Genomic DNA, 22,451 nt, shown 5'->3' on the forward strand with positions numbered 1-22,451 from the left:
TCATTCATGAGTGCTTTTAACGAAGAACAGGTGCTGAGCGTCCATCACTGGACCGACCGGCTTTTCAGCTTCACCACCACCCGCGATACCGCGTTCCGCTTCCAGAACGGGCACTTCACGATGCTGGGCCTGCGGGTCGAGGGCAAGCCGCTGCTGCGGGCCTATAGCGTCGCCAGCGCGAATCATGAAGAGCATCTGGAGTTCTTCAGCATCAAGGTGCCGGACGGTCCGCTGACCTCGCGCCTGCAGCATCTGAAGCCGGGCGACAAGCTGCTGATCGGCCGCAAGCCCACCGGCACCCTGCTGACCGACTATCTGCACCCCGGCAAGAACCTCTACCTGCTCTCCACCGGCACGGGGCTGGCGCCCTTCCTCAGCGTGATCCGCGATCCGGCCACCTACGAGCGCTTCGAGAAGGTCATCCTGGTGCACGGCTGCCGCCATGTGAACGAGCTGGCCTACCAGGACCTGATCACCAAGGAGCTGCACCAGCACGAGTTCCTCGGCGAGTTCGCCAGCGAGCAGCTGTTGTACTACCCGACCGTGACGCGCGAGCCCTTCCGCAACCAGGGCCGTATCACCGACCTGCTGGCCACCGGCAAGATCGAGGCCGATCTGGGCCTGCCCAAGCTGGACGTCGAGAACGACCGCGTGATGATCTGCGGCAGCCCCGGCATGCTGAAGGATCTGAAGGCGATGCTGGAAGCGCGCAACTTCGAAGAAGGCTCGACCAGCAAGCTGGGCCACTTCGTGATCGAGCGCGCCTTCGCCGAGCAGTAATTTAGCGCGCCGTATTCGCCCAGCGAAGCCCGAGGATCCGGCTCTGCCGGTCCTGCGGGCTTGCCCCCTTGAGGGGGTGGCGCGCAGCGCCTCGGGGGTGGTCAGTTGTCCAGCCAGAGCTGCTCGAGGTCCTGGAACCGCCAGGACGCGGGCGGCTCGACGCCGACAATCTTGTCGGCCGCTGCCGGGTCGGCCAGGTCCAGCTCGAAGGCCGGGCTCAGCCGGTGCTGTTCCTGGGCCGTGTAGAAGACCTTGACCCTGGGTTTGAGCAGCGAGTCCTTGCCCTGGGCGACGATGACTGCCAGCCGGTCCGACTGCAGCCGCACCAGCGAGCCCACCGGGTAGATGCCCACGGCCTTGACGAAGTGCTGGAAGATCTGTGCATCGAACTGGCCCTTGGCCTGGGCCATATGGCGCATCGCCTCGCCCGGGTCCCAGGGCGCCCGGTAGGGTCGGCGTGAGGTCACGGCGTCATAGACATCGCAGATCGCCGCCATGCGGGCCAGCGGCGCGATCTTGTCGCCGGCCAGGCCATCGGGGTAGCCGCTGCCGTCGCTGCGCTCATGGTGGTGCAAGACCGCATCCAGCACCGCCGCGCTGAAGCCGCCTTCCTTGCCCAGCATCTCGTGGCCTTTGCGCGCATGGGTCTTCAGCAGTGCCAGCTCCTCGTCGCTCAGACGGCCGGGCTTGCCCAGCAGCTCCGCCGGCATCGCCGCCTTGCCGGTGTCCAGCAGCAGGCCGGCCAGACCGGCCTCGCGCACCAGGTGGTCGGCCAGCCCCATCTGCCGCGCCAGCCCCACCATCAGTGCGCAGACGGCCACCGCATGCATATAGGTGTAGTCGTCCACCGTCTTCAGCCGGCTGATGCTGATCAACGCGCTGGGGCTGTCGCTGACCGAGCTCATCACGTCCTCGACCACTGGCAGACAGGTCTGGGCATCCAGCGCCTGGCCCATGCGGGCCTGGGCGAACAGGTCGACGACGGCGCCCAGCGACTTGCGGCTCAGGTTCAGCGCCTCGGTATAGCTGGGCCCGGCATCGGCCACGGCGGGATGCGCCGGCGGCAGTGCAGTGACCTCGGGTTCGGGCGACGCCGACGGCGCTGCGGCGGGCTCCGGGCTGGGGGCTTCGGGCTCGGGCGCGACATCGAGGCCCTGATCGGTGTCGATCACGACCTCGGCGATGCCGGCCTCCAGCAGCTTGTGGATATCGCGCGCGTCGCGCAGCAGGAAGCGCGAGCGCCAGAACGGGTGGCTCATCCACGAGCCGCTCAGCTGGTGGAGAAACATGCCCAGGCGCAGCTGTGATGTCGGAATGGTTTTCAGCACGGGCAGCAGCATGCCAGCAAAAGCGTGCGGTTTTTGGCGGACCGACCCCGAGGCCGGTCCTGCCGTGCATTTTGTTGCATCTGCCACCGCCTGTTCACAGCCGCCTCAGCGCTGCAAGGCCACCAGCAGGGTCTTGCCGTCCACCATCCGGGCCTGGAAGCGCAGCTTGTCGCCGGGCTTGAGCCCGGCCAGTTGCTCGGCCGGCAGCTCGCCGTCCTGCCAGCTGAACACCATGGTCATCGGCGGCATGTCCAGGTTCCTGATCTCGCCATGCTTGAGCGTGATCTTCTTGTTGGCCAGATCGATGCGGCGCACCTCGCCGTCGGCCCAGGCGGGCGCAGCGGCGGTCGTGTCGTGAGTGGGGGCCGTCTGGGCCTGGCAGAGCTGCAGGCTGGCCGCGGCCAGCAGGGCGATGAGGATTTTGTGCTTCAGTTTCATGATGGGCTTGGGGTTCAAACGTGGCGGGAGAAGGTCCGGGTCTTGCCGTTGCGCTGTACCAGCAGCACCTCGTAGGCATCGCGCCGGCCACCGTACTCGGGGCCGTCCATGCCCGGCGAGCCGATCGGCATCCCGGGCACGGCCAGACCCAGCGCGACGGGACGCTGGCGCAGCAGCCGCTGGATATCGCCGGCCGGTACATGGCCCTCGATCACATAGCCGGACACCAGGGCCGTATGGCAGCTGCCCAGGGCCTGAGGCATGCCCAGCCGGGCGCGGGCCTCGCTGTTGCCGATGTCGTGCAGCTCGACGACGAAGCCATGCGCTTCGAGATGCTTGACCCAGACCTGGCAGCAGCCGCAGGCGGCATCCTTCCAGACCGTGATGGCCTGGCCGCGCGCCGGGCCCTGGGCCTGTGTGAGCCCGGTCGCGGCCAGGCCCAGCGCCAGCAGCAGGCGGCGGCGTGTCGGTGCTGTCTTCATCGCTTGCCCTCCTTGGAGCCGGCCGGCCTGACGATGATCTTGCCGCGCATGCCGGCCTGGTAGTGGCCGTTGATCAGGCAGGCGAAGTCGAACTCGCCGGCACGGTTGAAGCGCCAGACGATCTCGCCGCGCTGGCCCGGGTCGACATGGGCCATATGGGCCTCGTCATGTTCCATGCCGGGGAATTTCTGCATCAGCGCGGCATGCTCGTCGAGCTGCTTGGGCGTGCCTATCACCAGCTCGTGCAGCAGCTGGCCCTTGTTGTGGATGCGCAGGCGCAGCGTCTCGCCCTCGCGCACCTCGATGCGATCGGGGCTGAAGCGCATATCGTCGCCCATCGTGATGGCTATCGTGCGGGCGACCTTGGCGGCGTCGCCGGCGATGCCGAAGGCTTGCTGTTCCTTCTTGACTGCGCCGCCATGGTGCGGCTGCGGGCCGTGGGCATGGGCCAGGCTGGCGCTGAGCATCAGGGCGGACAGCAGAAAACGGATCCGGATGTTTTTCATCTGCAGGACTTTTTCAATGAGAGTGATGATGGCCGGGCTTGCGCACCTTGACCTCGGTGGCGGGCTTGGCTGATGCCGCGGGCGCGCGCGGCGGCTCGGTCACGGCGGCGGGCACTTCGTGCGCCACCGTGCCCGGCGCGGCGTGCTTGGCGTACCAGCCGGGATCGCTGTAGTCGCCGGCCTTCTGGTCGCGGCGCACCTTCAGCACGCTGAACATGCCGCCCATCTCCAGCCCGCCATAGGGGCCATGGCCGGCCATCATCGGCGCGGTGTTGTCGGGCAGCGGCATGGTCATCTCGCCCATATCGGCCATGCCGCGCTCGCCCATCACCATGTAGTCGGGGATCAGCTGGGTGATCTTGCCGGCCAGGCCGCTGTGGTCGACACCGATCAGCGTGTCGACGTCATGGCCCATCGCATTCATCGTGTGATGGCTCTTGTGGCAATGAAAAGCCCAGTCGCCCGGCTCGTCGGCCAGGAACTCGATCTGCCGCATCTGGCCGACCGCGACATCGGTGGTCACCTCGGGCCAGCGCGCGCTCCTGGGCACCGGACCGCCGTCGGTGCCGGTGACCTCGAACTCGTGGCCGTGCAGATGGATGGGGTGATTGGTCATCGTCAGATTGCCGACGCGCACGCGCACCCGGTCGCCCAGGCGCACATTCAGCGTGTCGATGCCGGGGAAGATGCGGCTGTTCCAGCTCCACAGATTGAAGTCCGTCATCGTCATGATCTTGGGCGTGTAGCTGCCGGGATCGATGTCGTAGCTGGACAGCAGGAAGCAGAAGTCGCGCTGCACCTCGGCGATCTGCGGATGCCTGGCCTTCGGGTGCGTGACCCAGAAGCCCATCATGCCCATCGCCATCTGCGTCATCTCGTCGGCATGGGGGTGGTACATAAAGGTGCCGGGCCGGCGTGCGACGAACTCGTAGACAAAGGTCTGTCCCGGCTTGATCGAGGGCTGTGTCAGGCCCGAGACTCCGTCCATGCCATTGGGCAGGCGCTGGCCGTGCCAGTGCACGCTGGTGTGCTCGGGCAGGCGGTTGCTCACGTAGATGCGCACCCGGTCCCCTTCGACGACCTCGATGGTGGGGCCGGGCGACTGGCCGTTATAGCCCCACAGATGGGCTTTGAAGCCCTCGCACATTTCGCGCACCACCGGCTCGGCGACCAGGTGGAACTCCTTGACACCGTCGCGCATGCGCCATGGGCAAGTCCAGCCGTTCAAGGTGACGACGGGGTTGTAGGGCCGACCGTTGGCGGGCACGAGGGGCGGGGCGGTGGCGGCGCTGGTCTGCTGCACCGCCTCGGGAATGGCAGCCAGGGCCACGCGCGAGACAGCGCTCGCAGCGACCGCGCCAGCGCCGAGGAAGAGATTGCGTCGGGAAACCATGATGGTCTTGCTTTCAATGGCCGCCGGCGCTGGCTTCAGCGGGGGCGGCGGAAGAGGAGGAGACGGCGCTGGCGCCCACCGGCCCGATCAGGGCCTGGTCGAGCTCGGCCTCGGCGAGGAAGAAATCGCGCTGGGCCTCGATCGCCGCCGACACCGCGACGATCTGCGCGCGCGCGTCGGCCAGCAGCTCGAACACGCCGATCAGCATGCCGTTGTAGCGCAGCAGGTTCTCGTCGGCGATGCGCTGCCGGGTCGGCACGATCTCGGTGGCGTAGTGGCGCGCGATATCGAAGGCCGAGCGGTAGCGCCCGTAGGCTTCGCGGGCCTCCGAGCGGGCCTGGATCGCGGTGTGGGCGGTGCGTTCGAGCGCCTGCATATAGAGGCTCTCGGCGCGCGCGACCCGGGCCTGGCCCCAGTCGAACAAGGGCAGCTCCAGGCTCAGCTCGAAGCCGCGCTGGGTCGGCTCCTCCTTGCTGCTGTTGCGGACGATGCCCAGCTCCAGCACGTTGATGAAACGGGTGCGCTGGCTCAGGCCCAGTTCGCTGGCGCGCAGCTCGGCAGCGCGCTTGGCGGCCTGCACATCGAGGCGCTGGGGGATCGCCTGGCGCTCGACCTCGGGCAGCTCGCGCGCTGCGCCGGGCAGCTCGGGCAGACGCTCGGGCAGGCGGAATTGCGTTTGCTCGCCCCACAGGCCCAGCGCCCGTATCAGCGTCTCGCGCTGGCTGCGCGCCTGGGTCTCGGCACGCGCCACGGACAAGGCGGCCTCGGCATAGAAACCATGCTCGCGGGCCTGGCGCAGCTTGTTGACATTGCCGGCCGCGGCCATGCGCCGCGCCAGCTCCGCACCGGCCTCGGCGGCCTCCATCACCTGACGGCTGTACTGCCGCAGCTGCTCGGCGGCCAGCGCCTGGTAGTAGGCCTTGCGGGCCTGGGCGGCAATCGCCAGCACTTGCAGGGCCAGGTCTTGCTGAGTCTGCCGCAGGCGCAGCGTGCCAACGCGCCGGCTTCGGTCCAGACTCAACCAGCTGCCCAGATTCAGGTGCAGGCCGCGCTCGATCTCGGTCTCGCTGCCCTGGCGCATGCGGCCCAGGCTCAGCCCGGGGTTCAGCGGCCGGCTCAGCTGCACCAGATCCGCGTCGGCCACACCCAGCTGATGCAGCTCGGCGCGCAGGCCGCGGTGGTTCAGGAGCGCGATCTGCACCGCGCTGTCGGCCGTCAGCGGCAGGGCCAGCAGCTCGGCGACACGGGTGGCCAGGGCTTCAGTTTGCTCGGCATCGCGCGGCCACTGCAGATCCTGTTTCAGCAGGGCCTGGGTTTGCGCCTGCAGCGGCGCGAAACGTTCTTGCGGCTGCAGGCTGGCGCAGCCTGCCAGGGCCAGGCCGGCGCACACGAGCGCCGGTCTCATCAACAGAGGGTTCATGTGGCGGCCCTCAGTGCTTGTGGACCGGCGCCGAGGCGGCGGCTTCCCGCGCGTAGGCGCGCCAGCCGCCGGCTTGCTGGACGCGGCGATTCGCGGCGCGCCAGTCGGCCAGCTCGGCCTCGCTGAGGGGCTTGTAGTGTTGCAGCGCGGAGGGGGGGCGTGCCGGAGGCACCTCGGCCTTGGGGTCCGTCGGGTCGGGCCTGGCTTGCGCCAGCGCGCTCAGGGCGGCGCCGGCGAGCAGGCAGGCCGCCAGATAGGGCAGTGCAGATGTCATTGCATCCTCGCGTGAGGAAAAGTCGGAAGAGAAGGGGCGAGCCGGCATCAAGCCGAGCGCGCCGGACTGCTTACGCGAGGACGGGTCTGGGTGGGCGTTCGAGCCCGGCCATGGTGATGCTCAGGCGGGCTGCTTCGGGCCGGGCGATGTGCATGCCATGGCCAGCCGGACTGGGCAGGACAGGCATGGCGCTGGGCAGCGCGGCGCCGACGCAGCAGGCCGCGCAGGCGCTGCACTGGTGGCCGGCCGGCATGTCCTCGGTGTGATGGACATGCTCGAGGTCGGCACCGTGCTCATGCGGCTGGGTGGGCTGATGTGCGGAGCCATGTGTGGAGCCATGTGTGGACTGACGCCCACCGTGATCGCCGCAACCCAGCATCAAGGTTGCCGCCATGGCCTGCAGGGGCAGAGCCAGGGCCAGGGCCCAGATCAGGGCCCTGAGCCAGTGGAGGGGCAGCAGGCGGCGCATGGGCGCCAGTGTAGTGCAGCCCGCGACGCCGCCGCCGCTCAGGCCTTTGCGGCCTTGGCCGCCTTGCGCAGCGCCACCGCATCCGGCAAGGCCTGCCCCGCCTGGCCTTGCAGGCGGAACACGCTGACGGAGTTCGCGACTTCCTGGGCCTTGTCATTCAGGCCCAGGGCCGAGGCCGAGACCTGCTCGACCAGCGCAGCGTTCTGCTGGGTCAGGCTGTCGAGCTGGGCCACGGCCGCATTGATCTGGTCCATGCCCTGACGCTGCTCGTTCATGCCCTGGCTGATGCGGGTGATCAGACCGTGCACTTCCTCGACCGATTGCTGCACCTCGCCCATCGCGCGGCCGGCGTTCAGCACCTGGGTGCCGCCCTCGGCGACCCGCTCGCTGGAGGCCTGGATCAGACCGCGCACTTCCTTGGCGGCCTCGGTGGTGCGTTGCGACAAGGTGCGCACCTCGGCGGCGACCACCGCGAAGCCGCGCCCCTGCTCGCCGGCACGGGCCGCTTCGACCGCGGCATTGAGCGCCAGGATATTGGTCTGGAAGGCGATGCTGTCGACCACCTGGATGATGTCGGCGATGCGGGCCGACGACTGGGCGATGCTGTCCATCGTCGTCGAGACCGCCTGCACCGCCGCCGCGCTGCGCTGGCTAACCTGGCGGGCCGCGTCGGCGCGGGTCGCGGCGGTGGCCGCCATCTCGGTGCTGGCATGGACGGTGGCGGTGATCTGCTCCATCGACGAGGCGGTCTGCTGCAGATTGCTGGCCTGCGACTCGGTGCGGCCCGACAGGTCCTGATTGCCGGCCGAGATCGCCTGCGTGCTCTGGCGCATCTGCATCACGCCGACGCGGGCGTCGCGCACGATGGACATCAGGTTGACGTTGAGCTGGGCCAGCGCGGCGGTGACGCGGCCGATCTCGTCGCGTCGGCCGCTCTTGATCTGCTGGGTCAGGTCGCCGGCGGCGATGCGGTTGGCGAAGCCGACCAGGGCCTCGATAGGCGCCAGCGCCGCGCCGCGCAGATACCAGCCGCCCAGCAGGGCCAGCACCGCGATGGCCAGCGCGCCGGCCCAGGCCATGCCGGAGCCGCTGAGCCACAGGCCCAGGCCCAGGCCCGCCAGCCCGACCAGCAGCACCGTCAGGCTCATGCGGGTGCCCAGGCTCAGGCGCAGCGCCTCGCGCAGCCGCCCGCCCAGCGAGAGATTGAACAACTGGCCCTGGCGCAGACGCAAAGGCCCGTTCTCGCCCTGTTCGCGCATGCGGGCATACAGCGCCTCGGCGGCCTCGATGGCCTGGCGATCCGGCTCGGTGCGCACCGACATGAAGCCGCTGGGCTGGCCGCGCTCGTCCATGATGGGGGTGACATTGGCCTGCACCCAGTAGTGGTCGCCGTCCTTGCGCCGGTTCTTCACCATGGCCGACCAGGGCTGGCCGCTCTGTATGGTCTCCCACAGATCCCGGAAGGCCTCGGGCGGCATGTCCGGATGGCGGATCATATTGTGCGGCTGGCCCAGGATCTCCTGGTGCTCATAGCCGCTGACCGTCACAAAGGCGGCGTTGCAGTAGACGATGCGCCCCTGCAAGTCCGTCGTGGAAACCAGCGTCTCACCGCGTGGGAACGGATACTCGCGCTGGGTCACAGGCCCGTTGTTTCGCATGACACCCCCTGATGGCTCGCGCCACTCGGAAGTGGCGATGGCTTGATGGCGGCCCGCCGCAGCTCTGAAGTCCGCTAGGTCGGGCGGGTCGAGCATAGCGGCTGTCGGCGCGAATTGGCAAACTCATTTCAGGCGACCTTGCGGCATGGCCCGGCCTGCTATGGTGCTGCGCCTGCGCCAAAGAATGGGAGGGCAAGATGCAGTTGATTGTCTCGGCCGGGGTCATCCTGGTCATCGTGGTCTGGGGCCTGCTGGCACCGGGGCAACTGGGCGCGGTGTTCGAGCAAGTCCTGACCCTGATCACCCGCAACTTCGGCTGGCTCTATCTGTGGGTGGTGCTGGGTCTGGTGCTGCTGGCGGGGCTGCTGGCTTTCAGCCGCTATGGCAGCCTCAAGCTGGGTGCCGAAGATGAGGAGCCCGAGTTCTCGCTGGGGGCCTGGTTTGCGATGCTCTTCGCTGCCGGCATGGGCATCGGCCTGGTGTTCTGGGGCGTGGCCGAGCCGATCTCGCATTTCGGCGCGCCGCCGCCGGGTATCGCCGCCGGCACGCCGGAGGCCGCCAATGCGGCGATGCGCTACAGCTTCTTCCACTGGGGTCTGCACCCCTGGGCTGTCTACAGCATCGTGGCGCTGGCGATCGCCTTCTTCCAGTTCCGCCGGGGCGGCGCGGCCTTGATCAGCACCTCGCTGCAGGCCCTGCCGTGGCGGCCGGTGCAGCGTCTGGCCGGCGTCTTCAACGTGCTGGCGGTGATCGCCACCGCCTTTGGCGTCGCGGCCTCGCTGGGCATAGGCGCGCTGCAGATCAATAGCGGACTGCAGGCGGTGTTCGGTCTGCCGATCGGCACAGCCTCGCAGGTGGGCATCATCGTCGTGACCACCGCGCTCTTCATAGCCTCGGCGGTGACCGGCGTCGCGCGCGGCATCAAATGGCTGTCCTCGCTGAACCTGATCGTCGCCGCCCTGCTGGCCCTGGCCATCTTCGTGCTGGGTCCGACCGTCACCATCATCGACACCTTCACCAACACGCTGGGCAGTTATCTCAGCGAGTTCGTGCGCATGAGTCTGCGCATGACGCCGTTCCGCGCCAGCGAATGGGTCGGCGGCTGGACCATCTTCTACTGGGCCTGGTGGATCTCCTGGTCGCCCTTTGTCGGCCTTTTCATCGCGAGGGTTTCCAAGGGCCGCACGGTGCGCGAGTTCATCGTCGGCACCGTGCTGGCGCCGAGCCTGGCCGCCTTTATCTGGTTCTCGGTCTTCGGTGGCACGGCGCTGCATCTGGAGGTCTGGCAGGGCATACCGCTGTCGGAGGCGGTCAAGGCCGACGTGTCGACCGCCTTGTTCGCGATGTTCGATGCGCTGCCGCTGGGCGGGCTGATGTCGGGCGTGGCGACCCTGCTGGTGCTGGTGTTCTTCGTCACCTCGGGCGACTCGGCGGTGCTGGTGCTGGGCATCATGAGCAGCGGCGGCAATGCCAACCCGAGCCGGCGCGTCAAGGTGATCTGGGGCCTGCTGGTGTCGAGCATCGCGATCAGTCTGCTGCTGGCCGGTGGCGTCAAGGCGGTGCAGACGGCCACCATCGTGTTTGCCCTGCCCTTCACCATTGTCATCGTGTTGATGGCGGCCTCGCTGTGGCGCGGTCTGCGCGAGGACTGGCTGGACGAGCAAAGGCGCGAGCGCGCCTTGCGCAAGAAGATGCGCGAGCTGGCCGGCGAGCGCTGAGGGCCAGGGCCCGTCAGCGCCCGGTCTTCCTCACTCTTCGTTGCGGAACACCAGCTTGACCTCGTGGGTCTGCTTTTCGCCGCTGGCCTCGAAGCGCCAGTCCATCAGTGCGCGGGTCACGGCGCGATCAAACACGCGGCGCGGCTCGGCCTCGACGATGGCCACCTCGGTGACCTTGCCCTCACCGTCGATCGACATCTTGGCCTTGATCACGCCGCTGGTGATCGATTGCTGGGCCGCTTCGCGCGGGAACTCGGGCGGCACCTTCTTGATGATCTTCGGCGCGGCGGCCTGGGCGGCGATGCCGATCAGCAGGGCGCTGGCGGCGAGGACTTGGGCGAGGGTGGAGAGTTTGCTCATGGGAACCTCTTGAAACAAAGGGGAGAGGAAAGGGGGAAAGAAATCAGGCGGCGACCGGCTCGGCGCGGAAGAAGCCGACCGCGTCGAGCAGCCGGGTCGAGCTCTGTTTGAGTTCGTCGGTGGAGCGGCTGAGCTCGTCGACCAGGGTGGTGTTCTGCTGCGTCGTGCGATCCAGCTCGCTCATCGCGTTGTTGACGACACCGACGCCGGCGGCCTGCTCCTGGGCCGAGTGCGAGATCTCCTCGATCAGCTGGCCCATATTGTTGACCTCGTCGACCACCGAGCGGATCGTCACGCCGGCGTTGTCGACCAGCTTGGTGCCGTTCTCGACCTTGACGGACGACTCCTGGATCAGCACCTTGATCTCCTTGGCGGCGGTGGCGCTGCGCTGGGCCAGCGAGCGCACCTCGCTGGCCACCACCGCGAAGCCGCGGCCGTGCTCGCCGGCGCGGGCCGCTTCGACGGCCGCGTTCAGCGCCAGAATATTGGTCTGGAAGGCGATGCCGTCGATCACGCCGATGATGTCGCCGATCTTCTTCGAGCTGGCGCTGATCTCTTCCATCGTCGACACCACCTTGGCCACCACGCTGCCGCCGGCCGAGGCCGACTGGCGCGCCTTGGCGGCGATGCCGGAGGCCTTGCGGGTCAGCTCGCTGGCACCGTTCAGGTTGGACGCGATCTGCTCGACCGAGGCGGCGGTGTTCTGCAGGCTGGCGGCCGAGCGCGCGGTGCGGTCGGACAGGTCGATATTGCTGCCGGCGATCACGCCCGAGCTGTGCGCCACCTCGCCGGCGGCCGAACTGACGCTCTGCACCACGCCCGACAAGGCCGACTGCATCTCGCGCATCGCCAGCAGCATCTCGCCGAGCTCGTCCTTGCTGTCGACCACAATGGTCTGCGTCAGGTCGCCGGCGCTGATCGCCTGGGCGGCCTGCTGGGCCTTGCGGGCCGGCAGCACGATGGAGCGGGCGATCGCCCAGCCGCCACCCAGGCCGATCGCGGCCGCCACCGCGACCAGCAGCGCGGTGATCAGGATCGACGAACGTGCCAGTTCGCCGCCGGACACGGCCAGGTTGCGGGCGTTCTCGAACTGCAGATCGATCAGGCTCTTGAGCCCGTCCTGGTAGGCCTGCTGGGTCGGGCGCACATCGGTGATCAGGCTCTCGCGCGATTCATCCGGATTGCCGGCTTCGGCCACCTTGCGGAACTTGGCCACCGAGGCCATGAACTTGGCCTCGCGCTCGCGCACCTGGGCGATCAGCTCCTTCTCCTTGGCATCGTCGCCTTGGCCCAGGCTGCCGAGCTGCTTCTCGGTGTCGAGCACGGCGGCGTCGATGGCCGCGTTCTGGCGCTTGATCTGGCGCGCCTCGTCCAGCAGGATCAGGTCGCGGGCGGCGCGGGCAATGATGTTGACATTGCTCTCCAGCGCGTTGGCGCTGGCGATCTTGACCAGGCTGGTGTTGGCCGTGCTGTCCAGGTCCTGGGCCAGGCGGTTGGCGTTGCCGGCGCCGAAGCTGCCGATGGCGATCATGAGCAGCACCAGCAGGGCATAGCTCACCGCCAGGCGCTGGCTGATGCGCAGCTGTGACAGAAACTTCATCGGAAGATCCCTCGATTAGGTCATTGGTTTGGACGCCGCGCGGTACGTGGCGTGGCCGGACTATCGGTGCCAATGACCCTCAATTGAGGGGGTGTCTTGTCAGCTCCGTGCAAGGTCGTGACAAAGGCCGCAGTTACACCTCGAAACCAAGGGTTTTCATGGGGTCAGGTCTTGTGGCTCATTTGACGCGCAGCACGTCCAGCGGGGTCACATCGCCGGCCTGATGGCCCCAGCTGCTGCGCAGATGACTGGCGATGGCCGCCAGTTCGCGATCACTCAGCACGCCGGCAAAGGGCGGCATGCCGAAGGGGCGCGGGTTGCCGGCGGTGGCCGGCGCATAGCCGCCGCGCAGCATCACGCGCAGCAGGTTGTCGCTAGTCCCCATCGTCACCGTGCGGTTGCCCGCCAGGGCCGGATAGATGCCGGCCACGCCGCGGCCCTGCTCGCCATGGCAGCTGGCGCAGTGCTGTTCGTAGAGCTTGGCGCCCAGCTCACGCAGGGCCGGATCGGGCTTCGGAGGCCGGGGTCGGGTCTTGCCCTGGGGCGGCAGGGCTTGCAGATAAGCGCCCATCGCGCGCAGATCGGCCTCATCCAGATGCTGGGTGCTGCCCAGTATCACCTCGCTCATCGGGCCCAGCGCGCTGGCACGCTCGTTGCGGCCGTGCTTGAGCCAGTCGCGCAGCTCGGCGCTGTTCCAGCCGGCCACCCCGGCCTCGGCCGGGTCCTGCAGCGAGGGCGCGTACCAGCCCAGCTCGCGCAGCGCCCCGCCGCTCATGTCCCGGGCGTCGGTGAGTGCACCCAGGCTGTTGCGCGGCGCGTGGCAGGCATTGCAGTGGCCCAGACCCTCGACCAGATAGGCGCCGCGGTTCCACTCGGCGCTGCGCGTGGGCTCGGGCGTGAACACGGCCGGGCGGAAGTACAGCGCGCGCCAGACCGCCAGCGCCGCCTGGGTGTTGTAGGGAAAGCGCAGCTCGTGAGCCCGAGGGGGCTGAGCGACCGGGCTCAGGCTTTGCAGATAGGCGTAGAGCGCGTCGCTGTCGGCGCGGGTCACCAGCGCGTAGTTGGTGTAGGGGAAGGCCGGTGTCAGCAGGCGACCATCGCGGCCGCGGCCGTTATGGAGCGCGGCCCAGAACTGCTCGGCGCTCCAGGAGCCGAGGCCGGTGGCGGCATCGGGGGTCAGGTTCGATGAGAAGACCGCGCCGAACGGGGTCGGTATCGCGCGGCCGCCGGCATAGGGCTGGCCGCCACGCGCGGTATGGCAGCCCATGCAGTTGCCGGCACGGGCCAGATAGGCGCCGCGTTCGACCAGGGCCGGCGTGATCGCGGGCGGCCCGGCGGCGGGTCCGCCCTCGTCCAGATGGTTCAGCCCGTAGACCAGGGCTGCCGCGAGCAGCAGCAGCGTGGTCAGTGCTCCGGCCGCAATGTGGCGGCGCCTCATTGCAGGCCTCCGCAGGCCATCGGCAGCGGCGCGGGCAGGGCAGCGGCGGGCTTGCTGCCGGGCGGCATGGGCTGGGCCGCCAGCCATTGCGAGACGGCATTGATCTCCTCGACCTGGAGCTGCTTGGCGATATGGCCCATGCAGTCGGGTGCGACCGCGCGGCGCTGGCCGCTGCGCCAGGCGCCCAGCTGGCCGTTCAGGTAGTCGCGCGGCAGGCCCAGCAGGCCGGGGATGAAGGGCTGGACGCCGCTCAGCTTCTCGCCATGGCATTGCACGCAGGCCGGCAGCTTGCGCAGCGGATCGCCCTGCAGCACCAGCGCACGGCCGCGTGCCAGCGTGGCCGCGTCCACGCTTGGGGCCTGCGGCGCCGGATAGGGCAGTTCGAGCTGGGCGAAATGGCCGGCCAGCTCCAGCAGATAGGCGTCCGACAGCGGGGCGATCAGATCGCTCATCAGGCCGTAGTCGCGCCGACCATCGCGGAAATTGAGCAGCTGCTTGTAGAGATAGCCCTGTGGCTTGCCGGCCAGGCGCGGGTGGTAGCCGTCGGCGGCGGCGCGGCCCTGCTTGCCGTGGCACAGGGTGCAGGCCTGGGCGCGCTGGGCGATGCTGTCTTCGACGGCCGGCGCCGCGACAGCCGCGCCGGCGACCAGCATCAGGGTCAGGAGGAGTCTTGAGGGCAGGGCAAACATGGGCCTGATGCTGCCGGCTGGCGGCCGCCTTGAGAAGGATCAGATGCGGGACAAACCACCCGATCAGATGGCGGCGGTGCGGCCGCCGAAGATGGCCGTGCCCACGCGCACGATGCTGGCGCCCTCGGCAATCGCGGCCTCCAGGTCGGCGCTCATGCCCATCGACAAGGTGTCCAGGGCCAGGCCTTGCCGGTTGAGCGCGGCCAGCAGGCCCGCCAGCGCGCGGTGCGGCGCGCGCTGGGCCTGCTGGTCGGAGGCGGGCTCGGGAATGGCCATCAGGCCGCGCAGGCGCAAGCGTGGCAGCGCCGCCACGGCATGAGCCAGGGTCGGCAACTCGTCCGGCGCCACGCCGCTCTTGCTGGCCTCGCCGCTGATATTGACCTGCAGGCAGATCTGCAGCGGCGCCATCTCGGCGGGGCGCTGGTCCGACAGGCGCTGCGCGGTCTTGAGCCGGTCGACGCTGTGCACCCAGTCGAAGGCCTCGGCCACCGGCCGGGTCTTGTTGCTTTGCAAGGGGCCGATCAGATGCCACTCGATCTGCGCACGGAGATCGCTCAGCTCGGCGATCTTGTCCAGCCCCTCCTGCACATAGTTCTCGCCGAAGCGGCGCGCGCCGGCCGCGAAGGCCTCGCGCACCGCGTCGCCAGAAAACGTCTTGCTGACCGTCAGCAGCGTGACACTTTGCACGGGCCGACCGGCGGCCTCACAGGCCGTTTCAATGCGCTCTTGCAGCTGTTGTAAGTTCTCGGAGATCGTCGCCATAATGGCCCACGCTAATTCGCTCGTTTATGGACATCACCCAACTGCTGGCATTCTCGGTCAAGAACAAGGCCTCCGACTTGCATCTCTCGGCCGGTTTGCCGCCGATGATCCGGGTCCACGGCGATGTGCGCCGCATCAATGTCGAGGCACTCGAGCACCGCCAGGTGCACGACATGGTGTACGACATCATGAACGACTCGCAGCGCAAGGCCTACGAGGAGACGCTGGAGGTCGACTTCTCCTTCGAGATCCAGGGTCTGGCGCGCTTTCGCGTCAATGCCTTCAACCAGAACCGCGGCGCCGGCGCCGTGTTCCGGACCATTCCGTCCAAGATCCTGTCGCTGGAGCAGCTTAACGCGCCCAAGGTCTTTGCCGAGCTGGCGCTGAAGCCGCGCGGCCTGGTGCTGGTGACAGGCCCGACCGGCTCGGGCAAGTCGACCACCCTGGCCGCCATGGTCAACCACCTGAACGAAAACGAGTACGGCCACATCCTGACCATCGAGGACCCGATCGAGTTTGTCCACGAGTCGAAGAAGAGCCTGGTCAACCAGCGCGAGGTCGGCCCGCACACACTGAGCTTCGCGAACGCGCTGCGCTCGGCGCTGCGCGAGGATCCGGACTGCGTGCTGGTCGGCGAAATGCGCGATCTGGAGACCATCAGGCTGGCGCTGACCGCGGCCGAGACGGGCCACCTGGTGTTCGGCACGCTGCACACCTCGTCGGCGGCCAAGACCGTCGACCGTATCGTCGACGTGTTCCCGGCGGCCGAGAAGGAGATGGTGCGGGCCATGGTGTCGGAATCGCTGGTCGCGGTGATCTCGCAAAGCCTGTGCAAGCTCAAGGACGGCACCGGTCGCGTCGCCGCGCACGAGATCATGCTGGGCACCTCGGCGATCCGCAATCTGATCCGCGAGAACAAGGTCGCGCAGATGTACTCGGCGATCCAGACCGGCAACCAGCAGGGCATGCAGACCCTGGACCAGAACCTGACCGATCTGGTCCGGCGCAACATCATCTCGCCGATGGAAGCCCGATCAAAGGCCAAGTTCCCCGAAAATTTCCCTGGTTGATCAAGGATCCCCTTCATGGAACGCGACCAGGCCTCGAAATTCATCAACGACCTCTTGCGCCTGATGATCTCGCGCAAGGGTTCCGATCTGTTCCTGACCGCAGACTTCCCGCCGGCCATCAAGGTCGACGGCAAGGTCACCAAGGTCTCGCCGCAGCCGCTGACCGGCCAGCACACCTTGCAGCTGGCCCGTTCCATCATGAACGACAAGCAGGCGGCCGAGTTCGAGCGCAACAAGGAATGCAATTTCGCGATCTCGCCGGCGGGCGTTGGCCGCTTCCGCGCCAACGCCTTTTTGCAGCAGGGCCATGTGGGCCTGGTCCTGCGGACGATTCCGGCCACGCTGCCGACGATTGCCTCGCTGGAGCTGCCCGCCATCCTCAATGATGTGGTGCTGGCCAAGCGCGGCCTGGTCATCGTGGTCGGCGCCACCGGCTCGGGCAAGAGCACCTCGCTGGCGGCCATGGTCGACCACCGCAACGAGAGCACCTTCGGCCACATCATCACGATCGAGGATCCGGTCGAGTTCGTCCACCCGCACAAGAACTGCATCGTGACCCAGCGCGAGGTCGGCATCGACACCGACAGCTGGGAATCGGCGCTGAAGAACTCGCTGCGCCAGGCGCCCGATGTGATCCTGATGGGCGAGCTGCGCGACCGCGAGACCATGGAACACGCGGTGGCCTTCGCCGAGACCGGCCATCTGTGCATGGCCACCCTGCATGCCAACAGCGCCAACCAGGCGCTGGACCGCATCATCAACTTCTTCCCCGAGGAGCGGCGCAGCCAGCTGCTGATGGATCTGTCGCTGAATCTGCGCGCGCTGGTCTCGCAGCGCCTGCTGCCGCGCCAGGAGGGTAAGGGCCGGATCGCGGCGGTCGAGATCCTCTTGAATACGCCGCTGGTGTCGGACCTGATCTTCAAGGGCGAGGTCGGCGAGATCAAGGAAATCATGAAACGCTCGCGCGAACAGGGCATGCAGACCTTCGACCAGGCGCTGTTCGATCTCTACGAGGCCAACAAGGTCACCTACGAAGACGCGCTGCGCAATGCCGACTCGGTCAACGATCTGCGCCTGCAGATCAAGCTCAATAGCGAGCGGGCCCGCTCCGGCGATCTGTCGTCCGGCACCGAGCATCTGACCATCGTCTGAGCCATCGTTTAGAGTTGGGTGCATGAACGCACCCACCCGAACCTACGAACCCATCCCGCCGCGCCAAGTGGCGTTTCTCGGCCTTGGCGTCATGGGCTATCCCATGGCCGGCCATCTGGCCCGCGCCGGCCATGCCGTGACGGTCTACAACCGCACGGCCGCCAAGGCCCAGGCCTGGGCCCAGGAATACGGCGGCAAGGCCGCTGCAACCCCGGCAGCGGCGGCGGCCGGTGCCGACATCGTGTTCGCCTGCGTCGGCAATGATGATGACTTGCGCTCGGTCGTGCTGGGCGAGGCTGGCGCATTGGCGGGCATGAAGCCTGGTGCAATCTTTGTCGACCACACGACGGCCTCGGCCGAGGTGGCGCGCGAGCTCTTTGCCGCGGCGCTGGCCGCCGGCCTGCAGTTCGTCGACGCGCCGGTTTCGGGCGGTCAGGCGGGCGCCGTCAACGGCGCGCTGACGGTGATGTGCGGCGGCGATGCCGCGCCGTTCGCGAGCATCCAGCCTGTGGCCCTGGCTTTTGCGAAGGCCGTGACCCTGGTCGGCGCCTCGGGTGCCGGTCAGCTGGCCAAGATGGTCAACCAGATCTGCATCGCCGGCCTGGTGCAGGGCCTGTCGGAAGCGATTGCCTTCGGCCAGAAGGCCGGCCTGGACATGAAGCAGGTGCTGGACGTGATCGGCAAGGGCGCGGCCCAGAGCTGGCAGATGGACAACCGCGGCAAGACCATGGTGGACGACAAGTTCGACTTCGGTTTTGCGGTCGACTGGATGCGCAAGGACCTGGGCCTGGTGCTCGACGAGGCCCGCCGCAATGGCGCCAAGCTGCCGGTGACGGCCTTGGTGGACCAGTTCTATGCCGATGTCCAAACCCTGGGCGGGAATCGCTGGGACACCTCCAGCCTGATCAAGCGGCTGAAGTAAGGCAGGCTCGGCGCCTACTTCGTCGGCGCCGGCTTGGGCGTGATGCGTGCGAGTTCCTCTTCGCTGATCAGCTCGACCGCGCGCACCACCTTCTGCACGCCGCTGACGCCCCGTGCGATCTCGGCGGCGCGGGTGGCTTCGCGCTCGGTGACACGGCCCATGATGTAGACGGTGCCGCGCTCGACCACGACGTAGAAGGCGTTGGAGATCAGGTCGCGGGCATCGACCAGGCTGGCCTTGACCTTGCTCGCGATCAGCACATCGTTGGAACGGCTGGTCAACGAGCTCTTGCCGGCGACGCCGATCTCATTGAGCACCCGGCTGACGTTCTCGACCTGGGCCACCAGGCGCTCGGCCGCCTCGCGGTCGGCCTCGGTCGGCGCCTCGCCGGTCAGCAGCGCGATGCGGTTGTAGCTGTTGACATTGATGTGCGCGCGCTCGCCGAACTGCTCGCGCAGCCGGGCGCCGGCCTTCAGCTCGATGCCCTGGTCTTCGATCTGCGTGCCCGAGGTGCGGCGGTCGGTGCTCATCATCACGCCGCCCACCATCGCGCCGCCCAGTATCAGCGGCGCGCAGGCGCTGCTCAGCAGGGCCGCGCCCAGGGTGCTGAGCAGGACGGCGCGGCGCGCCAGCGATAGAGATTTCGGCAAGAACGGCATCATGGCTTTCCAGTGGCTAGGGTTCGGGCGCGGCTCACTCGCCGGCACCCAGCAATTGCAGGTCCACCGCATCGCACAGGCAATGCGACAGCAGACGATGCGCCTCGGCGACGCGCGCGGCGCGGCTGTGCGGCACGCGGATCTGCACATCGGTATCGAGCAGGGCACCGCGCAGGTCTTCGTCCAGATTGCTGGTCAGCGCGATCACGCTCATCTCCTGCGCATGGGCGGCGTCCAGCAAGGCGCCATGGGTGGCGCGGGTGGCGCTCTGCGCCTCGAACATCAGCAGCAGGTCACCGGGGTGGCCCAGGGCCTGGATCTGGCGGGTCAGTGCGGCCGTGGCATCGACCTGGCGGCTCAGCGCGTCCAGGCTCCAGGCCGCGAGGCCGGGGCGCTCCTGCTCGAAGCGACCGACCAGCAGCGCGGCCATATAGCGGGCGTCCAGATCCGAGAGCCCGAGCCCGCAGCACAGCACCCGGCCGCCGGCGGTGATGCCGTCCACCAGCATCTGCGCTGCGGCGGCCAGCGGCCGCGACAGGCTCTCGGCCACCTGATACTGCAGGTCGGCGCTCTCGAAGAATTGTTGTTGGATCCGTTGTTCAAGCATTGGCGCGGATCATAAGCCAGGGAAAACGCTAGGCCCGAAGCTAGCCCGCATCGAAGGCGGCCTGCAGCCATTCGATGGCCTCGCCGTCCAGCGCGACCACATCGAAGCGGCAGGGCGGCGGCGAGGCATAGCGCATCAGATAGCGGCGCGCCGCATAGATCAGGCGGCGCTGCTTGGTGGGGGTGACGCTGGCGGCCGCGCCGCCATGCGAGAAGCCGGCCCGGGCACGCACCTCGACAAAGACCAGGGTGCCGTCGCGATCACGCAGAATCAGGTCCACCTCGCCGGCCCGGGCGCTGGGTCCGCCGGCGACCCGATAATTGCGTTCCAGCAGCCGCAGGCCCTGCTGCTGCAGATGCTGCAGCGCCCGGTCTTCGGCAGCGTCCCCGCTTTTCTTGGGAGAGCCCTTTTTGTCGAACATCGATGCCTCCCTGCTGCTGCAGGCGGCCGCCGCAGCGGCCGGTGGCCAGCAGTATCCCGCAGCCACGCTCTATGTGGTGGCCACGCCGATCGGCAATCTGGCGGACCTGACATTCCGCGCCGCCCATGTGCTGAGCCTGGTCGACGCGGTGGCCTGCGAGGATACGCGGGTCAGCGCCGGCCTCTTGCGCCATCTGGGCCTGCACAAGCCGCTGATCGCACTGCACCAGCACAACGAGCATCAGGGCAGCGCGGCGCTGATCGCCCGGCTGCAGGCCGGCGAGCGCATCGCCTACATCTCCGACGCCGGCACGCCGGCCATCTCCGACCCCGGCGCGGTGCTGGTCGCGGCCGTAGCCGCTGCGGGGCTGCGCGTCTTTCCGGTGCCCGGTGCCAGCAGCACCGTGACGGCGCTGAGCGTGGCCGGTGATGCGGCGGCGCAGGGCTTCGAGTTCGCCGGCTTCCTGCCGACCAAGGCGATGGAGCGCCGCACGGCGCTGCAGGCGCTGACCGGCAGCCCACGCAGCCAGGTGCTGTTCGAGGCGCCGCATCGCATCAAGGCGCTGATCGAGCTGTTGGCCGAACTCTGCCCCGAGCAGCAGGTCACCGTCTGCCGCGAGCTGACCAAGCAGTTCGAGACCGTGCACACCGACGCCGCCGCCGCGCTGCCGGCCTGGCTGGCGGCCGACGCGCAGCGCGAGCGCGGCGAGTTCGTGCTGGTGCTGCACGCGCTGCCGGCCAAGGCCGCGGCCGAGGGCGACATCCCTGCGGAAGCCCTGCGTGCGCTGAGCCTGCTGCTGGCCGAGCTGCCCTTGAAGCAGGCGGTGGCGCTGGCCTCGGACCTGAGCGGCGCCTCGCGCAACCGGCTCTATGAGGCGGCGCTGGCGATCAAGAAGGCCCGCGAGGACTGAGTGAAGACGCCGGTTCGCCAGATGCCTCAGGCGCTGCGCGGTGCGCTGCTGTCGCTGCGCGTGCTGCTGCTGTCGGCCGGGCCCTTCGCCCTCCTCGCCGTGGCCCTGCTGGTGCTGGCCTATGGGTGGCTGAATCCCAACCCGCCCAAGCGCGTCACCTTGGCCACCGGCCCGGCACAGAGCGCTTACGAGGAGTTCGGCAAGCGCTATGCCAAGGCGCTGGCGGCCGATGGCATCACGGTCGTGCTGCTGCCCAGCGAGGGCTCGGCGGCCAATCTGCAGCTGCTGCGCGAGGGCCGGGCCGATCTGGGCTTTGTGCAGGGCGGCACGGCCGAGCCGGGCGTGATGCAGCAGCAGGGCGAGGAACTGCTCTCGCTGGGCAGCCTGTTCGTCGAGCCGGTCTGGCTGTTCTACCGCGCTGACACCGCCCGCAAGGTGGCGGCCGGCGCGGGCGGCGGCAAGGCGGCGAAGGCCGCCATCGCCAGCGAGGCGCGGCTCAGCAGCCTGGCGCAGCTGCAGGGCCTGCGCGTCAATGTCGGCACCGAGGGCAGCGGCGTGCCCAGCCTGGTGAACAAGCTGCTGGCGCTCAACAAGCTGGAGCCGTCCACGGTGCGACTCTCCCATCTGGCGCAGACGCCGGCCACCGTGGCCTTTCTCAACGGCGAGCTCGATGCGCTGGTGTTCGCCTCGGCGCCCGAGTCGCTGATGGTGCAGATGCTGCTGCAGACGCCCGGCGTGCGGTTGATGGACTTTGCGCAGAGCGAGGCCTATGCGCGCCGCTTTCCCTTTCTGACGCCCGAGATCCTGCCGCGCGGCGTGGTCGATCTGGCCGCCGACATCCCGTCCGACGATGTGCGTCTGGTGGCCTCGACCACCTCGCTGCTGGCGCGCGAGGGCACGCACCCGGCGCTGCTGCAGCTGTTCGCGCAGAACGCCCAGACCATTCACGGCGGGGCTGGCTGGTTCAACCGGGCGCGCGAGTATCCGAACACGCGCCACAGCGAGCTGCCGATCGCGAAGGAGGGCGAGCGCGCGATCAACGAGCCGGCGCCGCTGCTGCAGCGCTATCTGCCCTTCTGGCTCGCCAATCTGGTGGAGCGCATGTGGCTGGTGATGGGTGTCCTGATCGCGCTGTTGCTGCCGCTGTCGCGCGTGGTGCCGCCGCTCTATGCCTTCCGCATCCGTTCGCGGGTGTTCCGCTGGTATGGCGAGCTGCGCGAGATCGAGGCGCGTGCGGAGGCCGACCCAGCCGCCGCGCCCACACTGCTGCAGGAGCTCGACAGCCTGGAGGAGAAGGTCGGCAAGATCGTCGTGCCGCTGTCCTACACCGACGAGCTCTACGCGCTGCGCAACCATATCCATCTGGTGCGCAAGGGTCTGCGCCGCTGAGGGCGG

General features: G+C 68.4%; 24 protein-coding genes. 7 read left to right on the plus strand and 17 right to left on the minus strand.

The features are described from left to right. Positions 1-6: 6 nt before the first annotated feature. Entirely contained in the window at positions 7-780 is a 774-nt protein-coding gene (locus O5M90_RS22175) for a ferredoxin--NADP reductase (RefSeq protein ID WP_269838030.1), read from the plus strand. Positions 781-881: 101 nt separating this feature from the next. On the opposite strand, the gene O5M90_RS22180 is transcribed toward O5M90_RS22175, so the two are convergent. The 9 genes from O5M90_RS22180 to O5M90_RS22220 form a co-directional block, all read right to left on the minus strand. Further along, on the minus strand, positions 882-2,120 hold the full coding sequence (locus O5M90_RS22180) for an HD-GYP domain-containing protein (protein ID WP_269838029.1): 1,239 nt from the start codon (positions 2,118-2,120) through the stop codon (positions 882-884). A gap of 93 nt (positions 2,121-2,213) precedes the next feature. Beyond that, on the minus strand, positions 2,214-2,546 hold the full coding sequence (locus O5M90_RS22185) for a copper-binding protein (protein ID WP_262971349.1): 333 nt from the start codon (positions 2,544-2,546) through the stop codon (positions 2,214-2,216). 14 nt (positions 2,547-2,560) lie between these two features. Next, entirely contained in the window at positions 2,561-3,028 is a 468-nt protein-coding gene (locus O5M90_RS22190; protein WP_137941439.1) for a DUF411 domain-containing protein, read from the minus strand. Continuing rightward, the gene (locus tag O5M90_RS22195; protein ID WP_269838028.1) at positions 3,025-3,534 is read right to left on the minus strand and encodes a cupredoxin domain-containing protein; all 510 of its coding nucleotides are present in this window, start codon (positions 3,532-3,534) and stop codon (positions 3,025-3,027) included. The genes O5M90_RS22190 and O5M90_RS22195 overlap by 4 nt, the downstream gene beginning before the upstream one ends. A gap of 13 nt (positions 3,535-3,547) precedes the next feature. Next, positions 3,548-4,927, minus strand: a complete 1,380-nt coding sequence (locus O5M90_RS22200; protein ID WP_262971347.1) for a multicopper oxidase family protein — start codon at positions 4,925-4,927, stop codon at positions 3,548-3,550. Positions 4,928-4,940: 13 nt separating this feature from the next. Continuing rightward, positions 4,941-6,347, minus strand: coding sequence for a TolC family protein (locus O5M90_RS22205; protein ID WP_440402339.1), 1,407 nt, complete (start codon positions 6,345-6,347; stop codon positions 4,941-4,943). A gap of 10 nt (positions 6,348-6,357) precedes the next feature. Then, on the minus strand, positions 6,358-6,621 hold the full coding sequence (locus tag O5M90_RS22210) for a hypothetical protein (protein WP_137941442.1): 264 nt from the start codon (positions 6,619-6,621) through the stop codon (positions 6,358-6,360). Between the two features lie 70 nt (positions 6,622-6,691). Further along, on the minus strand, positions 6,692-7,090 hold the full coding sequence (locus O5M90_RS22215; RefSeq protein WP_269838026.1) for a hypothetical protein: 399 nt from the start codon (positions 7,088-7,090) through the stop codon (positions 6,692-6,694). Between the two features lie 38 nt (positions 7,091-7,128). Then, entirely contained in the window at positions 7,129-8,748 is a 1,620-nt protein-coding gene (locus O5M90_RS22220; protein ID WP_269838025.1) for a methyl-accepting chemotaxis protein, read from the minus strand. Positions 8,749-8,945: 197 nt separating this feature from the next. Between O5M90_RS22220 and O5M90_RS22225 the strand changes: the two genes are divergently transcribed. Continuing rightward, positions 8,946-10,466, plus strand: a complete 1,521-nt coding sequence (locus tag O5M90_RS22225) for a BCCT family transporter (RefSeq protein WP_269838024.1) — start codon at positions 8,946-8,948, stop codon at positions 10,464-10,466. Positions 10,467-10,496: 30 nt separating this feature from the next. Here O5M90_RS22225 and O5M90_RS22230 read toward each other — a convergent pair whose 3' ends face one another. The 5 genes from O5M90_RS22230 to O5M90_RS22250 all read right to left on the minus strand — a co-directional run bounded on the left by O5M90_RS22230 (position 10,497) and on the right by O5M90_RS22250 (position 15,315). Continuing rightward, positions 10,497-10,826, minus strand: coding sequence for a TonB family protein (locus O5M90_RS22230; protein WP_137941446.1), 330 nt, complete (start codon positions 10,824-10,826; stop codon positions 10,497-10,499). Positions 10,827-10,869: 43 nt separating this feature from the next. Next, positions 10,870-12,426, minus strand: coding sequence for a methyl-accepting chemotaxis protein (locus tag O5M90_RS22235; RefSeq protein WP_137941447.1), 1,557 nt, complete (start codon positions 12,424-12,426; stop codon positions 10,870-10,872). 178 nt (positions 12,427-12,604) lie between these two features. Then, entirely contained in the window at positions 12,605-13,864 is a 1,260-nt protein-coding gene (locus O5M90_RS22240) for a cytochrome c (RefSeq protein ID WP_269838023.1), read from the minus strand. Next, entirely contained in the window at positions 13,861-14,553 is a 693-nt protein-coding gene (locus tag O5M90_RS22245; RefSeq protein ID WP_440402341.1) for a c-type cytochrome, read from the minus strand. The genes O5M90_RS22240 and O5M90_RS22245 overlap by 4 nt, the downstream gene beginning before the upstream one ends. 63 nt (positions 14,554-14,616) lie before the next feature. Next, on the minus strand, positions 14,617-15,315 hold the full coding sequence (locus tag O5M90_RS22250) for a YggS family pyridoxal phosphate-dependent enzyme (RefSeq protein ID WP_269838022.1): 699 nt from the start codon (positions 15,313-15,315) through the stop codon (positions 14,617-14,619). Positions 15,316-15,341: 26 nt separating this feature from the next. On the opposite strand from O5M90_RS22250, the gene O5M90_RS22255 reads away from it, so the two are divergent. From O5M90_RS22255 to O5M90_RS22265, 3 genes are read left to right on the plus strand one after another with little or no spacing between them, the layout of a single operon-like run. After that, entirely contained in the window at positions 15,342-16,385 is a 1,044-nt protein-coding gene (locus O5M90_RS22255; protein ID WP_137941451.1) for a type IV pilus twitching motility protein PilT, read from the plus strand. Between the two features lie 15 nt (positions 16,386-16,400). Further along, the gene (locus O5M90_RS22260; protein WP_137941452.1) at positions 16,401-17,537 is read left to right on the plus strand and encodes a PilT/PilU family type 4a pilus ATPase; all 1,137 of its coding nucleotides are present in this window, start codon (positions 16,401-16,403) and stop codon (positions 17,535-17,537) included. A gap of 22 nt (positions 17,538-17,559) precedes the next feature. Then, complete coding sequence (locus tag O5M90_RS22265; RefSeq protein WP_269838021.1) at positions 17,560-18,459, plus strand: NAD(P)-dependent oxidoreductase; 900 nt, start codon at positions 17,560-17,562, stop codon at positions 18,457-18,459. Between the two features lie 14 nt (positions 18,460-18,473). On the opposite strand, the gene O5M90_RS22270 is transcribed toward O5M90_RS22265, so the two are convergent. The 3 genes from O5M90_RS22270 to O5M90_RS22280 are packed head-to-tail and all read right to left on the minus strand — an operon-like array spanning position 18,474 to position 20,146. Next, entirely contained in the window at positions 18,474-19,121 is a 648-nt protein-coding gene (locus O5M90_RS22270; protein WP_269838020.1) for a BON domain-containing protein, read from the minus strand. Positions 19,122-19,152: 31 nt separating this feature from the next. Continuing rightward, a complete protein-coding gene (locus tag O5M90_RS22275; protein ID WP_137941454.1) occupies positions 19,153-19,725 on the minus strand; it encodes an SIS domain-containing protein in 573 nt (190 codons plus the stop codon). A 40-nt stretch (positions 19,726-19,765) separates the two neighbouring features. Beyond that, a complete protein-coding gene (locus tag O5M90_RS22280; protein ID WP_137941455.1) occupies positions 19,766-20,146 on the minus strand; it encodes a YraN family protein in 381 nt (126 codons plus the stop codon). On the opposite strand from O5M90_RS22280, the gene rsmI reads away from it, so the two are divergent. Both rsmI and O5M90_RS22290 read left to right on the plus strand, forming a co-directional pair. Then, entirely contained in the window at positions 20,136-21,056 is a 921-nt protein-coding gene (gene rsmI, locus O5M90_RS22285; RefSeq protein ID WP_269838019.1) for a 16S rRNA (cytidine(1402)-2'-O)-methyltransferase, read from the plus strand. The two genes, O5M90_RS22280 and rsmI, sit on opposite strands and share 11 nt — an antisense overlap. Positions 21,057-21,077: 21 nt before the next feature. Further along, positions 21,078-22,445, plus strand: coding sequence for a TAXI family TRAP transporter solute-binding subunit (locus O5M90_RS22290; protein ID WP_269838372.1), 1,368 nt, complete (start codon positions 21,078-21,080; stop codon positions 22,443-22,445). The last annotated feature ends 6 nt before the right edge of the window (positions 22,446-22,451 follow it).

Origin of the sequence: Paucibacter sp. M5-1 (assembly GCF_027498415.2) — a bacterium.
GTDB lineage: Bacteria > Pseudomonadota > Gammaproteobacteria > Burkholderiales > Burkholderiaceae_C > Roseateles_E.

What these genes read in the sequence shown, in the direction of transcription:
- O5M90_RS22175 (WP_269838030.1), top strand. Translation starts at nt 7, where the DNA reads ATGAGTGCTTTTAACGAAGAACAGGTGCTGAGCGTCCATCACTGGACC.
- O5M90_RS22180 (WP_269838029.1), bottom strand. Translation starts at nt 2,120, where the DNA reads ATGCTGCTGCCCGTGCTGAAAACCATTCCGACATCACAGCTGCGCCTG.
- O5M90_RS22185 (WP_262971349.1), bottom strand. Translation starts at nt 2,546, where the DNA reads ATGAAACTGAAGCACAAAATCCTCATCGCCCTGCTGGCCGCGGCCAGC.
- O5M90_RS22190 (WP_137941439.1), bottom strand. Translation starts at nt 3,028, where the DNA reads ATGAAGACAGCACCGACACGCCGCCGCCTGCTGCTGGCGCTGGGCCTG.
- O5M90_RS22195 (WP_269838028.1), bottom strand. Translation starts at nt 3,534, where the DNA reads ATGAAAAACATCCGGATCCGTTTTCTGCTGTCCGCCCTGATGCTCAGC.
- O5M90_RS22200 (WP_262971347.1), bottom strand. Translation starts at nt 4,927, where the DNA reads ATGGTTTCCCGACGCAATCTCTTCCTCGGCGCTGGCGCGGTCGCTGCG.
- O5M90_RS22205 (WP_440402339.1), bottom strand. Translation starts at nt 6,347, where the DNA reads ATGAACCCTCTGTTGATGAGACCGGCGCTCGTGTGCGCCGGCCTGGCC.
- O5M90_RS22210 (WP_137941442.1), bottom strand. Translation starts at nt 6,621, where the DNA reads ATGACATCTGCACTGCCCTATCTGGCGGCCTGCCTGCTCGCCGGCGCC.
- O5M90_RS22215 (WP_269838026.1), bottom strand. Translation starts at nt 7,090, where the DNA reads ATGCGCCGCCTGCTGCCCCTCCACTGGCTCAGGGCCCTGATCTGGGCC.
- O5M90_RS22220 (WP_269838025.1), bottom strand. Translation starts at nt 8,748, where the DNA reads ATGCGAAACAACGGGCCTGTGACCCAGCGCGAGTATCCGTTCCCACGC.
- O5M90_RS22225 (WP_269838024.1), top strand. Translation starts at nt 8,946, where the DNA reads ATGCAGTTGATTGTCTCGGCCGGGGTCATCCTGGTCATCGTGGTCTGG.
- O5M90_RS22230 (WP_137941446.1), bottom strand. Translation starts at nt 10,826, where the DNA reads ATGAGCAAACTCTCCACCCTCGCCCAAGTCCTCGCCGCCAGCGCCCTG.
- O5M90_RS22235 (WP_137941447.1), bottom strand. Translation starts at nt 12,426, where the DNA reads ATGAAGTTTCTGTCACAGCTGCGCATCAGCCAGCGCCTGGCGGTGAGC.
- O5M90_RS22240 (WP_269838023.1), bottom strand. Translation starts at nt 13,864, where the DNA reads ATGAGGCGCCGCCACATTGCGGCCGGAGCACTGACCACGCTGCTGCTG.
- O5M90_RS22245 (WP_440402341.1), bottom strand. Translation starts at nt 14,553, where the DNA reads ATGTTTGCCCTGCCCTCAAGACTCCTCCTGACCCTGATGCTGGTCGCC.
- O5M90_RS22250 (WP_269838022.1), bottom strand. Translation starts at nt 15,315, where the DNA reads ATGGCGACGATCTCCGAGAACTTACAACAGCTGCAAGAGCGCATTGAA.
- O5M90_RS22255 (WP_137941451.1), top strand. Translation starts at nt 15,342, where the DNA reads ATGGACATCACCCAACTGCTGGCATTCTCGGTCAAGAACAAGGCCTCC.
- O5M90_RS22260 (WP_137941452.1), top strand. Translation starts at nt 16,401, where the DNA reads ATGGAACGCGACCAGGCCTCGAAATTCATCAACGACCTCTTGCGCCTG.
- O5M90_RS22265 (WP_269838021.1), top strand. Translation starts at nt 17,560, where the DNA reads ATGAACGCACCCACCCGAACCTACGAACCCATCCCGCCGCGCCAAGTG.
- O5M90_RS22270 (WP_269838020.1), bottom strand. Translation starts at nt 19,121, where the DNA reads ATGATGCCGTTCTTGCCGAAATCTCTATCGCTGGCGCGCCGCGCCGTC.
- O5M90_RS22275 (WP_137941454.1), bottom strand. Translation starts at nt 19,725, where the DNA reads ATGCTTGAACAACGGATCCAACAACAATTCTTCGAGAGCGCCGACCTG.
- O5M90_RS22280 (WP_137941455.1), bottom strand. Translation starts at nt 20,146, where the DNA reads ATGTTCGACAAAAAGGGCTCTCCCAAGAAAAGCGGGGACGCTGCCGAA.
- O5M90_RS22290 (WP_269838372.1), top strand. Translation starts at nt 21,078, where the DNA reads ATGCCTCAGGCGCTGCGCGGTGCGCTGCTGTCGCTGCGCGTGCTGCTG.